The 14,116-nt window shown below is 71.7% G+C and carries 14 protein-coding genes; 3 read left to right on the top strand and 11 right to left on the bottom strand.

The window, feature by feature from the left end:
• Positions 1–94 precede the first annotated feature (94 nt).
• From truB to rimP, 7 genes are all read right to left on the bottom strand, one after another.
• Positions 95–1,018, bottom strand: coding sequence for a tRNA pseudouridine(55) synthase TruB (gene truB / locus C6N31_RS30725; RefSeq protein WP_138356687.1), 924 nt, complete (start codon positions 1,016–1,018; stop codon positions 95–97).
• On the bottom strand, positions 1,015–1,515 hold the full coding sequence (gene rbfA / locus C6N31_RS30730; protein WP_138356688.1) for a 30S ribosome-binding factor RbfA: 501 nt from the start codon (positions 1,513–1,515) through the stop codon (positions 1,015–1,017). Before rbfA ends, truB begins: the two co-directional genes overlap by 4 nt.
• A gap of 61 nt (positions 1,516–1,576) precedes the next feature.
• Positions 1,577–1,870, bottom strand: coding sequence for a DUF503 domain-containing protein (locus C6N31_RS30735; protein ID WP_138356689.1), 294 nt, complete (start codon positions 1,868–1,870; stop codon positions 1,577–1,579).
• A gap of 193 nt (positions 1,871–2,063) precedes the next feature.
• The gene (gene infB / locus C6N31_RS30740; RefSeq protein ID WP_138356690.1) at positions 2,064–5,228 is read right to left on the bottom strand and encodes a translation initiation factor IF-2; all 3,165 of its coding nucleotides are present in this window, start codon (positions 5,226–5,228) and stop codon (positions 2,064–2,066) included.
• Positions 5,229–5,380: 152 nt separating this feature from the next.
• Positions 5,381–5,680, bottom strand: coding sequence for a YlxR family protein (locus C6N31_RS30745; protein ID WP_138356691.1), 300 nt, complete (start codon positions 5,678–5,680; stop codon positions 5,381–5,383).
• Positions 5,681–5,761: 81 nt separating this feature from the next.
• A complete protein-coding gene (gene nusA, locus C6N31_RS30750) occupies positions 5,762–6,781 on the bottom strand; it encodes a transcription termination factor NusA (RefSeq protein ID WP_138356692.1) in 1,020 nt (339 codons plus the stop codon).
• Positions 6,782–6,783: 2 nt separating this feature from the next.
• Positions 6,784–7,335 (bottom strand): ribosome maturation factor RimP, encoded by a 552-nt coding sequence (gene rimP, locus C6N31_RS30755; protein ID WP_138356693.1) that lies wholly within the window; start codon positions 7,333–7,335, stop codon positions 6,784–6,786.
• 204 nt (positions 7,336–7,539) lie between these two features.
• On the opposite strand from rimP, the gene C6N31_RS30760 reads away from it, so the two are divergent.
• From C6N31_RS30760 to C6N31_RS30770, 3 genes are all read left to right on the top strand, one after another.
• Positions 7,540–8,076 carry a hypothetical protein gene (locus tag C6N31_RS30760; RefSeq protein ID WP_138356739.1) on the top strand — a complete coding sequence of 179 codons (537 nt, stop codon included), beginning with the start codon at positions 7,540–7,542 and terminating at the stop codon, positions 8,074–8,076.
• Positions 8,077–8,080: 4 nt separating this feature from the next.
• The gene (locus tag C6N31_RS30765) at positions 8,081–8,509 is read left to right on the top strand and encodes a ferritin-like domain-containing protein (protein ID WP_138356694.1); all 429 of its coding nucleotides are present in this window, start codon (positions 8,081–8,083) and stop codon (positions 8,507–8,509) included.
• A 110-nt stretch (positions 8,510–8,619) separates the two neighbouring features.
• Entirely contained in the window at positions 8,620–9,564 is a 945-nt protein-coding gene (locus tag C6N31_RS30770) for an aminoglycoside phosphotransferase family protein (RefSeq protein ID WP_138356695.1), read from the top strand.
• 13 nt (positions 9,565–9,577) lie between these two features.
• Here the strand turns inward: C6N31_RS30770 and C6N31_RS30775 are convergent, their stop codons facing one another.
• The 4 genes from C6N31_RS30775 to ispG all read right to left on the bottom strand — a co-directional run bounded on the left by C6N31_RS30775 (position 9,578) and on the right by ispG (position 14,033).
• Positions 9,578–11,263: a proline--tRNA ligase gene (locus C6N31_RS30775; protein ID WP_138356696.1), complete on the bottom strand. Its 1,686-nt coding sequence runs from the start codon at positions 11,261–11,263 to the stop codon at positions 9,578–9,580.
• 70 nt (positions 11,264–11,333) lie between these two features.
• Positions 11,334–11,891: a GNAT family N-acetyltransferase gene (locus C6N31_RS30780; protein WP_138356697.1), complete on the bottom strand. Its 558-nt coding sequence runs from the start codon at positions 11,889–11,891 to the stop codon at positions 11,334–11,336.
• Positions 11,892–11,907: 16 nt separating this feature from the next.
• Positions 11,908–12,753, bottom strand: a complete 846-nt coding sequence (locus C6N31_RS30785) for a GNAT family N-acetyltransferase (RefSeq protein ID WP_198358629.1) — start codon at positions 12,751–12,753, stop codon at positions 11,908–11,910.
• Positions 12,754–12,878: 125 nt separating this feature from the next.
• A complete protein-coding gene (gene ispG / locus C6N31_RS30790) occupies positions 12,879–14,033 on the bottom strand; it encodes a flavodoxin-dependent (E)-4-hydroxy-3-methylbut-2-enyl-diphosphate synthase (RefSeq protein ID WP_138356699.1) in 1,155 nt (384 codons plus the stop codon).
• Between the last annotated feature and the right edge of the window lie 83 nt (positions 14,034–14,116).

Consider the following 14,116-nt stretch of genomic DNA (forward strand, 5'->3'; position numbering starts at 1 on the left):
GGGGAGCGCGACGACTGCGGATACCGAGGATCCGGACCCGCTCGATGGCCGGTCCGGATCCCGTCAGGTCACGCACGCGCGTCACGCACTCGCGTCAGACGAGGACCGCGAGGATCTTCGTCTGGCCGTCGCGGTCCTCGACGAGGGCCAGGAAGCGGCCGTCGGGGTCGAAGGCCGCGTGAGTGCCGGGGCCCATGCCGTCGGTCTTGAGGCGGACGCCGTTGACGAGCAGGCGGGCCTGGTCGGCGTCCACGTCCCAGCGGGGGAACGCCGCGGCGGCGGCCTCGCCGATCGGCATGACCTGGAAGGCTTCCGCCCCGTCGGCCTGGTACGTCGCTTCGAGCTCGTCCACGGTGCGGGCGCTGCTCAGGTCGTACGGGCCCACCCGGGTGCGCCGCAGCGCGGTCAGATGGCCGCCGGTGCCCAGGTCCGCGCCGAGATCGCGGGCCAGGGCCCGGATGTAGGTGCCGGAGGTGCACTCGACGGTGACGTCCAGGTCCAGGACGGCCGTGCCGTCCTCCGCCGTCGCGGTGCGGTCCTCGTGCAGCACGAAGGAGGAGATGGTCACCGGGCGGGAGGCCAGCTCGAACTCCTCGCCCTCCCGGACCCTGGTGTACGACCGGACGCCGTTGACCTTGATGGCGCTGACCTTGGACGGCACCTGCATGATGTCGCCGCTGAGCTTGGCGATTCCGTCCTGGACGGCCGTCAGCTCGACACCGGCCGCGCCGGCGCTCTCCGTGACCTCGCCCTCGGCGTCGTCCGTCACGGTGGTCTGGCCGAGCCGGATCGTCGCGACGTACTCCTTGCGCGTGAGCGCGAGGTGGCCGAGGAGCCGGGTGGCCTTCTCGACGCCGATGACGAGCACTCCGGTCGCCATCGGGTCGAGGGTGCCCGCGTGCCCGACGCGCCGGGTGCCCGCGAAACGGCGGATGCGGGCGACCACGGCGTGCGAGGTGAGCCCGGCCGGCTTGTCGACGATCACTAGGCCGTCCGGGCCCTGGCCTTTGCGCTTCATGCGGTCGCGGAGCCCTTGTCGTCGTCCTTCGCGGTCTTCGCCGCGTCGGCGTCGGCGTCCGTGTCGTCGTCCTCGTCCTCCACCGGCTTGCGGTACGGGTCCGCGTCGCCCGCGTACGAGGCGTCGGTGGCGGCCTTGCGCACCTGCTCGTCCGAGGCACGGGCCCTGGCCAGCAGATCGTCGATGGTCTTCGCGTTCTCCGGGAGGGCGTCCGCGACGAACGTCAGCGTCGGGGTGAAGCGCACCCCGAGCTGCCGACCGACCTCGGAGCGCAGGATGCCCTTGGCGCTCTCCAGTGCGGCGGCGGACGCCGCACGGTCCTCGTCGTCGCCGTAGACCGTGTAGAACACCGTCGCGTCCTGCAGGTCACCCGTGACCCGGGTGTCCGTGATCGTCACGTAGCCGAGCCGCGGGTCCTTGATCCGCCGCTGCAGCGTTTCCGCGACCACGACCCGGATGCGGTCGGCCAGCTTGCGCGCCCGCGAGGTGTCGGTCACTTGTCCGTCTCCTTCTTCGTTACTGCTCTGGTCTTCCAGGCGCCGGCCGACCGCCGATCGGTCAGTCGTCGTCGCCGTGGATCCGCTGCCGTGCCGACAGCAGTTCCACCTCGGGCCGGGCGATCATCCATCGCTCGCACCGGTCGAGTACGTCCTTGATGTGTCCGAGATCCCCGGACACGACCGCGATGCCTATCTCGGCCCTGCGGTGAAGGTCCTGCTCGCCCGTCTCCGCCACACTGACCGCGAACTTGCGGTGCAGCTCGGCGATGATCGGGCGGACGACGGACCTCTTCTCCTTGAGCGAATGTACGTCGCCGAGGAGGAGGTCGAAGGACAGCGTTCCTGCATACATGGGCGACAGGGCTAGCCGCCCTGGGAGGCCTCGTCGTTACGCCCCTGGTGACAGGCGCGATCCATGATGTGAACGGTACACGCAACGGCCGGGGCCGATCGACGGAATATCTCCGCCGACCGGCCCCGGTGAAATGCACTGCCCGTGCGCAGCACGGCCCACCAGGGGTGGTGGCCGGGCGGCGGGTGGGCGATCAGCCGCGCGGCTTCTCGCGCATCTCGTACGTCGCGATGACGTCGTCGACCTTGATGTCGTTGTAGCTGCCGAGGTTGATACCGCCCTCGTAGCCTTCCCGGATCTCGGTGACGTCGTCCTTGAACCGGCGCAGACCCTCGATGTTGAGGTTCTCCGCGATGACCTTGCCGTCGCGGAGGAGTCGCGCCTTGGTGTTGCGCTTGACCTCGCCCGAGCGGATGAGGACACCGGCGATGTTGCCCAGCTTGGAGGAGCGGAAGACGTCGCGGATCTCGGCGGTGCCGAGCTCGACCTCTTCGTACTCCGGCTTGAGCATGCCCTTCAGGGCCGCCTCGATCTCATCGATGACCTGGTAGATCACCGAGTAGTACCGGACGTCGACACCCTCGCGCTCGGCCAGCTGCGTGGCGCGGCCTTCGGCGCGCACGTTGAAGCCGATGACGATGGCGTCGGAACCCGATGCCAGGTTGATGTCCGACTCGGTGACCGCACCCACACCGCGGTGCAGGATGCGCAGGTCGACCTCGGCACCGACGTCCAGCTGCATGAGCGAGGACTCGAGCGCTTCGACCGAACCGGACGCGTCGCCCTTGATGATGAGGTTGAGCTGCTGCACCAGACCGGCCTGCAGGGCCTCGTCCAGGTTCTCCAGGGAGAACCGGACACCCTTGCGGGCGAACGCCGCGTTCCGCTCACGAGCGGCACGCTTCTCGGCGATCTGACGGGCCGTGCGGTCGTCGTCGACAACGAGGAAGTTGTCGCCGGCGCCGGGCACGTTGGTGAGACCGAGCACCATGACCGGAGTCGAGGGGCCCGCTTCTTCCAGCGTGTTGCCACGGTCGTCGAGCATCGCGCGGACCCGGCCGTACGCGTCGCCGACCACCATGGTGTCGCCGATGCGCAGGGTGCCGCGCTGTACGAGCACGGTCGCCACGGCGCCACGGCCACGGTCGAGGTGAGCCTCGATCGCGATGCCCTGTGCGTCCTGCTCCGGGTTGGCCCGCAGGTCGAGCGAGGCGTCCGCGGTGAGGACCACGGCCTCCAGCAGGCTGTCGATGTGCAGACCCTGCTTGGCGGAGATGTCGACGAACATGGTGTCGCCGCCGTACTCCTCGGCCACGAGGCCGAACTCGGTCAGCTGACCGCGCACCTTGACGGGGTCGGCGCCCTCGACGTCGATCTTGTTGACCGCGACCACGATCGGCACGCCGGCCGCCTTGGCGTGGTTCAACGCTTCGATCGTCTGCGGCATGACACCGTCGTTGGCCGCCACCACGAGGATCGCGATGTCGGTCGACTTGGCACCACGGGCACGCATGGCGGTGAACGCCTCGTGACCGGGGGTGTCGATGAAGGTGATCTTGCGCTCTTCACCGTTCACCTCGGCCGCGACCTGGTAGGCACCGATGTGCTGGGTGATGCCACCGGCCTCGCCCGCGATCACGTTGGTCTTGCGGATCGCGTCGAGGAGGCGGGTCTTACCGTGGTCGACGTGACCCATGACGGTCACGACCGGCGGACGGGAGACGAGCTCTTCCTCGCCGCCCTCGTCCTCGCCGAACTCGATGTCGAAGGACTCGAGCAGCTCGCGGTCCTCCTCCTCCGGGCTGACGATCTCCAGGACGTAGTTCATCTCGTCGGCGAGCAGCTGCAGCGTCGCGTCGGGAACCGACTGCGTCGCCGTGACCATTTCGCCGAGGTTCAACATCACCTGGACGAGCGACGCCGGGTTGGCGTTGATCTTCTCGGCGAAGTCGGTGAGAGAGGAGCCGCGACGCAGTCGTACGGCAGCACCGTTACCGCGGGGCAGCAGCACGCCGCCCACGGACGGAGCCTGCATGCTCTCGTACTCCTGGCGACGCTGGCGCTTCGACTTGCGGCCACGGGCCGGACGGCCGTTCGGGCCACGGCCGAAGGCACCCTGCGTGCCACCACGGGCGTTGGGGCCGCCGGGACGGCCGCCGAAGCCGCCGGGACGGGGACCGAAGCCACCGCCACCGCCGGGAGCACCACCGGGACGCGGGCCGCCGAAGCCGCCGGGACGCGCACCGGGACCGGCCGGACGGCCGGCGAAACCGCCGCCGCCACCACCGGGACGAGCACCGGGACCACCGCTGCCACCACCGGGACGAGCACCGGGACCGCCACCGGGACGGGCGCCGGGTCCGCCGGAGCGGCCGCCGGGACCACCGGACGGGGCGGGACGCTGCGGCATCATGCCCGGGTTCGGGCGCGGGCCGGAGCTCTGCGGGCGGGGCATCCCACCGGGAGCCGGACGACCGGCACCGCCGGGACCGCCCGCACCACCGGGACGCGGGGCGCCGCCGGGACGCGGAGCGCCACCGGGACCACCCGTGCCGGCCGGACGAGCGGGACGCTCGCCGCCGGGAGCACCCTGGCCGCCACCGCCGGGACGCGGGGCGCCACCGGGGCGCTGCATCCCGGTGGAGCCACCGGAGGTGAAGGGGTTGTTGCCCGGACGGGGACCCGCCGGACGGGCGCCACCGGGACGCGGGGCGCCACCGGGCGCACCCTGGCCGGCCGGACGGGCCGGACGGTCGCCACGCGGCGCGGCGTCACGCTGACCGCCGTCACGGCGCTCTTCGCGCTGTGCCGGGGCCGGACGTGCCGGACGGGGGCCGGGAGTGGCACCCGCGGGACGCGGCGCGGAGGACGGAGCCGCCGGGGCGGAGGCCGCCGGCGCCTGCGGGGCCTGCTGCGCCTGCTGGGTCGGAGCCGGGGCGGAGAACTCCGCGACCGGGACCGGAGCCGCCGGAGCGGGCTTGACCGGGGCCGGCTTCGGACCCGGACGGGGGCCGGCCGGCGTGGAGCCGGTGCCCGTGGCGGCCGGAGCCGCCGGAGTTACGGGGGCGTCCGCGGCCGGCTTGGGAGCCGGCGCAGCGGGACGGGCCGGCGCACCCGGAGTGGGGGCGCCAGGCTTGGCAGACGTCGCCTTGCGGGGCGCGCCGGGCTTGGCAGCGGGCTTCGCGGCGTTTCCGCCACCGGGCCCCTGCAAAGCGTCAGTCAACTTGCGAACAACCGGCGCCTCGATCGTCGAGGACGCCGAACGTACGAATTCACCAAGTTCTTGGAGCTTGGCCATGACGACCTTGCTCTCAACTCCGAACTCCTTGGCGAGTTCGTATACCCGGACCTTAGCCACTTCGCTCCTTTTAGGTCCGGGGTGATCGTCCGCCGGACCGTCGCTACTTCATGCTCGTACTCATCGCGTACTCATCGAGTGGTGCTCATCGCAATCTCGACCTACTTCCGACTCGCGAGGTACCTGACCGCACGGATACCCGTGCCGTTCACTTACGGTGCCGCCACTTCGACGGGCTTGGTGTTCTGCTCGACGTACCGGCGGAGTTCCGCGGTGTCGAACGTCTCCTTGGACCTGAAGGCCCTGGAGAAGGCCCGGCGGCGAACCGCCAGGTCGAAACAGACCAGGTCAGGGTGCAAGTGAGCACCCCGACCGGGCAGCGTACCGCGAGGATCGGGGACGCACGCGTCACCGCTCACCGCCACACGCAGCAGATCGTTCTTGGCCACCCGTTCCCGGCAACCCACACAGGTTCGCTCAGGGCACGCAAGGGAACGCGTCCGGCCAGACACTGCTCAGTCTACCTCCCCGCGCCGACCTCACCCCTTCGGGTTATTCGACGCACGGTTGTTCGGTCAGTCGTGGGTTGACATTCAGGCGCGTGAAGTGTCCGATTCGCCGGACTCCTCGGCGCCCTCCGGCTCGATGTCCGGACGGATGTCGATCCGCCAGCCGGTCAGCCGGGCGGCGAGGCGGGCGTTCTGCCCTTCCTTGCCGATGGCGAGCGACAGCTGGTAGTCCGGCACGGTCACCCGGGCGGAGCGGGCCGACAGGTCCACGACCTCGACGCGGGACACCCGGGCCGGCGACAGGGCGTTCGCCACCATGTCGGCCGGGTCGTCCGACCAGTCCACGATGTCGATCTTCTCGCCCTGCAGCTCGGCCATGACCGCCCGCACGCGGGAGCCCATCGGGCCGATGCAGGCGCCCTTGGCGTTCAGCCCGGAGCGGGTGGAGCGCACCGCCATCTTCGTCCGGTGGCCGGCCTCGCGGGCGATCGCCTCGATGACGACCGAACCGTCCGCGATCTCCGGGACCTCCATCTTGAACAGGGCGCGCACCAGGTTGGGGTGCGAGCGCGACAGCGTCACCGACGGTCCGCGCACGCCCTTGGCGACGCGGACGACGTAGGAGCGCAGCCGCACACCGTGCTTGTAGTCCTCGCCCGGCACCTGCTCCTGCACCGGCAGGATGGCTTCCATCTTGCCGATGTCGACCAGCACGTTCTTGGCGTCCATGCCCTGCTGGACGACACCGGAGACGATGTCGCCCTCACGGCCGGCGTACTCGCCGAACGTGATGTCGTCCTCCGCGTCCCGCAGCCGCTGCAGGATGACCTGCTTCGCCGTGGAGGCGGCGATCCGGCCGAACCCGGAAGGGGTGTCGTCGAACTCGCGGGGCTCGGCGCCCTCGGCGACCTCGGACGGGTCCTCCTTCGCCCACACCGTCACATGTCCCGACGACTTGTCGAGCTCCACCCGGGCCCGGCGGTGGCTGCCCGGCTCCCGGTGGTAGGCGATGAGGAGCGCGGACTCGATCGCCCCGACCAGCAGGTCGAACGAAATCTGCCTCTCCTGCACCAAACCCCGTAGGGCCTTCATGTCGATGTCCACGGCTACGCCTCCTCAATGCTCTCGTCGCTGTCGGTGTCGGCGTCGGCCGTATCCGCTGCGTCGACGTCGTCGTCCTTGTTCTTGCGGTTGAACTCGATCTCCACCCGGGCCTTCGCGATCTCCGCGAACTCCACCCGGCGCGGCTTGGGCTTGCGCCCCTTGATGCCGGGGACCTCCAGATCGAGGCCCGCCTCGTCCAGCGCCATGATCCGCGCGGTCAGCTCTTCGTGGTTGTTGAGCGTCAGCTTGACCAGCCGGCCCTCGTTGCGGCGGAAGTGCCGGGGCGTGGTCAGCGGCCGGTCGGTACCCGGGGAGCTGACCTCCAGGACGTACTCGCCCTGGCCCATCGCGTCCGTGTCGTCGAGCACCTGGGCGATGTCCCGGCTCAGCTCGGCGACCGCGTCGAGCTGCACGCCGTCATCGGAATCCACCACGACCATCAGCTGCCGGCGGCTGCCCGCCGCGGTCACTGTGACCTCTTCCAGATCCAGACCCGTCTTGGCGACGAGCGGCTCCAGCAATCCGCGCAGCCTCTCGCTCTGGGTGGTGCTCATCCGGGTGACTCCTCGGCCGCGTGTGCTGTTGTATGGAAGGTCGCGTGTCGCCCCAAAGCCTATCGGTTCCGACACCGGATCGACGATTCGGCGTGGCTCGCCCCCCAGCGCTGCCCTGCGGCGGAGCCGGCCGGCCACCGTCGCCCGGGCCGCGCCCGGCCGCCGCCCGGTACGCTCTGGTCGGTGATCACGGGAGGGGGCGCGGTGACAGGCAGAGGGACGCCGGGCAGACGGACGGTACTGGCCTCGGCCGCCGGTGTGCCGCTGGTGGCCGGCGCGGGCGGGCTGGCGGCGCTGGCCGGACTCGCCACGGGCTGTTCCGGCGGGACCCCGGCCGCGGCGGACACCCTGAAGGACACTCCCCCGGCCGTGCCGGGTGCCGCGCTGCGGGCGCGGGCGGCCGCGGACAGCACCGCACTCCTCGCGCACTACGACGGTCTCCTCGCGGCCCGGCCGGACCTCACCGCGCGGCTGGCGCCGCTGCGGGCCGAAGTCGCCCGGCACGCCCAGGCGTTCGGCGCCACGGTGCCGAAGCCGGCCCCCGCCGGAACGCCGGGTGCCACCGGCACCACCGCCGCCACCGCTCCCCCCACGCTCGGGGCGCTCGCCGCCGCCGAACGCCGGCTCGCGGACGCCCGCGCTACCGCGCTGCTCGACGCACCGCCCGAGCTCGCCCGGCTGCTCGCCTCAGTGGCCGCCGCCGGGGCGGCGCACGTCGTCCTGCTGACGGGGAAGGGCTGACGAGATGACACAGCGGACCCTGGACGCGGTCCAGGCGGCGCTCGCCGCGGAACACGCCGCGGTTTACGCCTATGGGGTGATAGGTGCGCGGGTCGCGAAGCCGCGCGCCTCCGACGCCCGCGCTGCCTACGACTCGCACCGCGCCCGCCGCGACGCGCTGAGTCGCACCGTGCGGGACCTCGGCGCGGAACCGGTGCCGGCGGACGCCGGGTACGCACTGCCGTTCCCGGTCACCGACAGCGCGGCGGCCGTACGGCTGGCCGCCGTGATCGAGGACCGGGTCGCCGGTGTGTACGGGGATGTGGTGCGCGCGGCCACCGGGGAGCCGCGCCGGGACGCGGCCGGAGCGCTGCGTGAGGCGGCGGTGCGTGCCGTGCGGTGGCGCGGCGGCAGCGTAGCCTTCCCCGGGTTGGCCGAGCGGAGCGCACCGTGAGAGCCGCACCGCAAGGAGCCGTGTCAGGGCTGTAGGACACGGCAGAACGGGAAGGCATCCCCCCGCGGGGACGCCCGCCCGCGAAAGATCCACGGAGGGACAGCACAACCATGGCTTCAGCACCGCAGCCCGGCGGCCCCGGCACCATTCCGCTGGACCCGCCCGACCGGCTGGTCCGCACGATCGGGGCCTGGGAGGGCGACGCCGGCCGGGAGTGGCTCGCGGCGCTGCCGGGCCGGGTGGCCGGAACGCTGGAGCGGTGGGAACTGCGGCCGGAGCGGGTGTTCACCCCCGGCGGCCAGATCAGCATGATCGTGCTCGTCCGGACGGCGGACGGCACCCCCGCCGTGCTCAAGCTGGGCATGGTCACCCCCGAGACCGAGCACGAGCACGCCGCGCTCGCCCACTGGGACGGCCGCGGCGCGGTCCGGCTGCTGCGCGCGGAGCCCACCCTGGGCGCGATGCTGCTGGAGCGGCTGCAGGGCGAGGTGTCCCTGCGCTCCCTCCCGGAGCCCAAGGCGATGCTCGAGGCGACGGCCACCTTGCAGCGGCTGTGGGTGGCGCCGGCCGAGGGCCATCCGTTCACCTCGGTCGCCGACTGCACCGCCGGTCTCGCCGACCACCTGCGGGAGCGCCGTGAGCAGCCCTGGGCGGCGGAGGTGCGCCCGCTCATCGACGAGGCGCTGGCGCTGCGCGAGCAGCTGCTGGCCGGTCCGGCCGAGGACGTGCTGCTGCACGGCGACTACCACCACGGCAACGTCCTGGCCGCCGAGCGCAGCCCGTGGCTGGCCATCGACCCCAAGCCGCTGGTCGGCGAGCGGGCGTACGACCTCGCCTGGCTGGTCCGGGACCGGGTCGAGACGCTGGCCGCGTCCCCTGGCCCGCAGGCGGCGGCCCGCCGCCGGGTCGCCAAGCTCGGCGCCGCGCTCGACGTGGACCCGGAGCGGCTGCGCGGCTGGAGCCACTTCCGGGCCGTCGAGGCGGGCGTCTGGGCGCTGTCGGTCGGCGACAGCCAGGCCGGCGAACTCCTGCTGGAGTTCGCCAGCTGGCTCTAGTCCGTGTCGTCGGTCAGCCGGTCAGCCGGGCGAGCGCCTCGTCGACCGTCAGCTCGACCCGCTCGCCCGACCGGCGGTCCTTCAGTTCCACGACGCCCTCGGCCGCGCGGCGGCCGACGACGAGGATCTGCGGGACGCCGATGAGTTCCGCGTCGGTGAACTTCACGCCCGGCGAGACCCCGGCGCGGTCGTCGAGCAGCACCCGGACACCTGCGGCGTGCAGCTTCTCCGCGACCTCCAGCGCCAGCTCGGTCTGCAGGGCCTTGCCGGCCGCGACGAGGTGCACATCGGCGGGGGCGACCTCGCGCGGCCAGCACAGGCCCTGGCCGTCGGCGGTCTGCTCGGCGAGGGCGGCGACCGCACGGGAGACGCCGATCCCGTAGGAGCCCATGGTCACCCGCACAGGCTTGCCCTGCTGGCCGAGTACGTCGAGCTGGAAGGCGTCGGCGTACTTGCGGCCGAGCTGGAAGATGTGACCGATCTCGATCGCACGGTCCAGCCGCAGTCCGGCGCCGCAGCGCGGGCAGGGGTCGCCGGGCCGCACGGTGACGACGTCGAGGTAGCGGTCCACCTCGAAGTCCCGGCCGCAGACGACGTTGCGGGCGTGCTTGCCGCTCGTGTTGGCGCCCGTGATCCAGGCGGTGCCGGGGGCGATGCGCGGATCGGCGATGTAGTCGATGCCCAGGCCCTGCGGTCCCACATAGCCGCGGACGAGCTCCGGGCGGCCCTCGAAGTCCTCGGCGGTGACCAGCTCGACGACGGCCGGGGCGAGGTGCTCGCCGAGCTTGCCGAGGTCGACCTCGCGGTCACCGGGGACGCCGACGGCGGTGATCTTGCCGTCGACCTTCACCAACAGGTTCTTCAGCGTCGCGGACGCCGGGACGCCCAGGTGCGCGGCGAGGGTCTCGATGGTCGGGGTGTCGGGGGTGTCGAGTTCCTCGACGGGGCCGTGCTCCACGCCCTCGACGGGCGGCACGACCGTGGTGACGGCCTCGGTGTTCGCCGCGTACTCGCAGGCCGGACAGTCCACGAAGGTGTCCTCGCCGGCCGCGGCCGGAGCGAGGAACTCCTCGGACGCCGAGCCGCCCATCGCGCCGGAGACCGCGGAGACGATGCGGTAGTCGAAGCCGAGCCGCGTGAAGATCCGGATGTACGCGTCACGGTGCGCCCGGTACGCCTCGGCCAGCCCCTCGTCCGTGGTGTCGAAGGAGTACGAGTCCTTCATCTGGAACTCACGGCCGCGCAGCACGCCGGAGCGCGGGCGGGCCTCGTCCCGGTACTTCGTCTGGATCTGGTAGAGGATCACCGGCAGGTCCTTGTAGGACGTGCACTGGTCCTTCACCACCTGGGTGAAGATCTCCTCGTGGGTCGGGCCGAGGACGTAGTCCGCGCCCTTGCGGTCCTTGAGCTGGAAGAGCAGGTCGCCGTACTCGCCCGCGCGGCCGGTCGTCTCGTAGTTCTCCCGCGGCAGCAGCGCGGGCAGCAGCACTTCCTGGCCGCCGATGGCGTCCATCTCCTCGCGGACGACGCGGGAGACGTTCTCCAGGACCCGCTTGCCGAGCGGCAGCCAGATCCAGACGCCCGCCGACGAGCGGCGGACGAAACCGGCGCGGACCAGCAGCTTGTGGCTGGCGGTCTCGGCGTCGGCCGGGTCGTCGCGCAGTGTCTTGAGCATCAGACGGGACATGCGCAGGACCATGGTGGCTCTCCAGGGGCTTGACGGGGATTCCCGCGAGGATATCCAGCCCGTCCGGCGGCACGGAAATGCGTTATGCCGGATCCCGGGGCCGGTCCGGGCGGCGCAGCGGCAGGGGCGCGCCCATCACCGCGTACGGGCTCGTCGCGCTGGGGAAGTGCACGGGACGGGCCAGGTCCTGGTAGCCGAGCGCCCGGTAGAGCCGGCGGGCGGGGCTCTCGACGTCGATCGCGGAGAGGATGCTGCGCGGTTCGGTGGCCGTGTCGGTGATGGTGGTGATCAGCTGCCGTCCGATGCCCAGCCCCTGGAAGGCGGGCAGTACGTGCAGCTCCGTGATGACGAAGGAGCCGTCGAGCCACTGCTCGGTGCCGCGGTGCCGCAGATACGGCTGGACGACGGTGGACCACCAGTGCGCGCGGTCGTTGGGCATGCCGTAGACGAAGCCGACGAGCCGTCCGTCCTCGGTGGTGGCACCGAGGGCGCGGGCGCCGGGGCAGGCGAGATGCCGCACGACGATCTGGCGGCGGATGGCGATCTCGTCGTCGTCGAGACCGAAGGCGAGGGCCTGTACGGCGAGCGCCTCGTCGACCCGTTCCTCGAGGTCCAGACGGCCGACCACGACATCTTCCATGGGACGGGACATTACGTCAGAACAGCACGCTCATGAAGGCTCCGACCTCGGTGAATCCCACCCGGCGGTAGGAGGCACGGGCGGGTGCGTTGAAGTCGTTGACGTACAGGCTGGCGACCGGGGCCACATCCCGCAGCGCGTAGTGCAGCACGGCGGCCATCCCCGCCTCCGACAGGCCCTGTCCCCGGTACTCCGGCGCCACCCAGACGCCCTGGATCTGGCAGGCGTGCCGGGTGACGGCGCCGATCTCGGCCTTGAAGACCACCCGGCCGTTCTCGATGCGGGCGAACGACCGTCCGGCGGTGACGAGTTCGGCGACCCGGGCCTGGTAGAGCAGCCCGCCGTCCCCCGCGAGCGGGGAGACGCCGACCTCTTCGGTGAACATGGCCACGCACGCGGGCATGATCACATCCATCTCGTCACGGCGGACGCGCCGGACGAGGGGGTCGGGGGTGATGCCGGCGGGCAGCGCCCGGGTGGTCATCAGCGGCTGACGGCTGCGGATCTCCCGGGCCGGGCCCCAGTTGGGTTCGAGCAGCGACCACAGTTCGGTGGTGGGCTCGGCGGGTCCGACGATCGACGAGCAGCGGCGGCCCGCCCGGCGGGCCCGCTCGGCGAAGGCGCGGACGGCTTCCGGGCCCGCGCAGATCGGCACCAGATTGGCGCCGGCGTAGCACAGGGAGGCGAGCCGGCCGCCGGAGTACCAGCCCCACATCTCGCCGCCGAGGCGCCAGGGGTCGAGGCCCGCGACGTTCACACGGGAGGCGACGAACGCGTTGGACACGGGGTCGCGGTCGAGCACTTCGAGGGCGGCGTCGAGTTCGCCGGCCTCCAGGACCTTCGCGGTCGTCGTCGTCAACACGTGTGCGCCTCACCTACAGGCCGCGGGGGGCGGGGGTACCCCCGGCCACACGGCCGGGGGTAGATCTTCGCACTTTACCTCGCGGAGGGGAGTTTCGCGGAGGTGGCCTCAGCGGCCTTCCCCGGTCAGCTCACGTTGACCTGGGGCTCGCCGGACGCGATGCCGTCCGCTTCCATCTGCTCGGCGATCTTCATCGCCTCTTCGATCAGGGTCTCCACGATCTTCGACTCCGGCACGGTCTTGATGACCTCGCCCTTGACGAAGATCTGGCCCTTGCCGTTGCCGGACGCGACACCGAGGTCGGCCTCGCGGGCCTCACCGGGGCCGTTCACGACGCACCCCATGACGGCGACGCGCAACGGCACCTCCATGCCCTCAAGGCCGGCGGAGACCTGGTCGGCGAGCTTGTAGACGTCGACCTGGGCACGGCCGCAGGACGGGCAGGAGACGATCTCCAGGCGGCGCTGCTTGAGGTTCAGCGACTCCAGGATCTGCAGGCCGACCTTGATCTCCTCGACCGGCGGGGCCGAGAGCGAGACGCGGATGGTGTCGCCGATGCCCTCGGACAGCAGCGCGCCGAACGCGACGGCGGACTTGATGGTGCCCTGGAACGCGGGACCGGCCTCGGTGACACCGAGGTGGAGGGGGTAGTCGCACTTGCCGGCGAGCAGCCGGTAGGCGTTGACCATCACGACCGGGTCGTTGTGCTTCACCGAGATCTTGATGTCACGGAAGCCGTGCTCCTCGAACAGCGAGCACTCCCACAGCGCGGACTCGACCAGCGCCTCGGGGGTGGCCTTGCCGTACTTCTCCATCAGCCGGCGGTCCAGCGAGCCCGCGTTGACGCCGATCCGGATCGGGGTGCCGACCGAAGCCGCCGCCTTCGCGATCTCCTTGACCTTGTCGTCGAACTGCTTGATGTTGCCGGGGTTGACGCGGACGGCCGCGCAGCCGGCGTCGAGCGCCGCGAAGACGTACTTCGGCTGGAAGTGGATGTCCGCGATCACCGGGATCTGCGACTTCTTGGCGATGGTGGCGAGCGCGTCGGCGTCGTCCTGCGTGGGGCAGGCCACCCGCACGATCTGGCAGCCGGAAGCGGTGAGCTCGGCGATCTGCTGGAGCGTCGCCCCGATGTCCGCCGTCACCGTCGTCGTCATGGACTGGACCGAAACCGGCGCGTCCCCGCCCACCGCGACCGACCCGACCTGGATCTTGCGGCTGTGGCGGCGGTCGGCGAGCTTGATCGGAACGTCGGGCATTCCGAGCGAAATCGCGGTCATGTGCTTGGCATCCCCAAGGGTGTGGAACAAGGTCCCGGCGTGGGCGGGCTCCGTTTACCGAGGTTACGGCAACCCGCCCACGT

The organism is Streptomyces fildesensis (assembly GCF_016107395.1).
Classification (GTDB): Bacteria; Actinomycetota; Actinomycetes; order Streptomycetales; family Streptomycetaceae; genus Actinacidiphila; species Actinacidiphila fildesensis.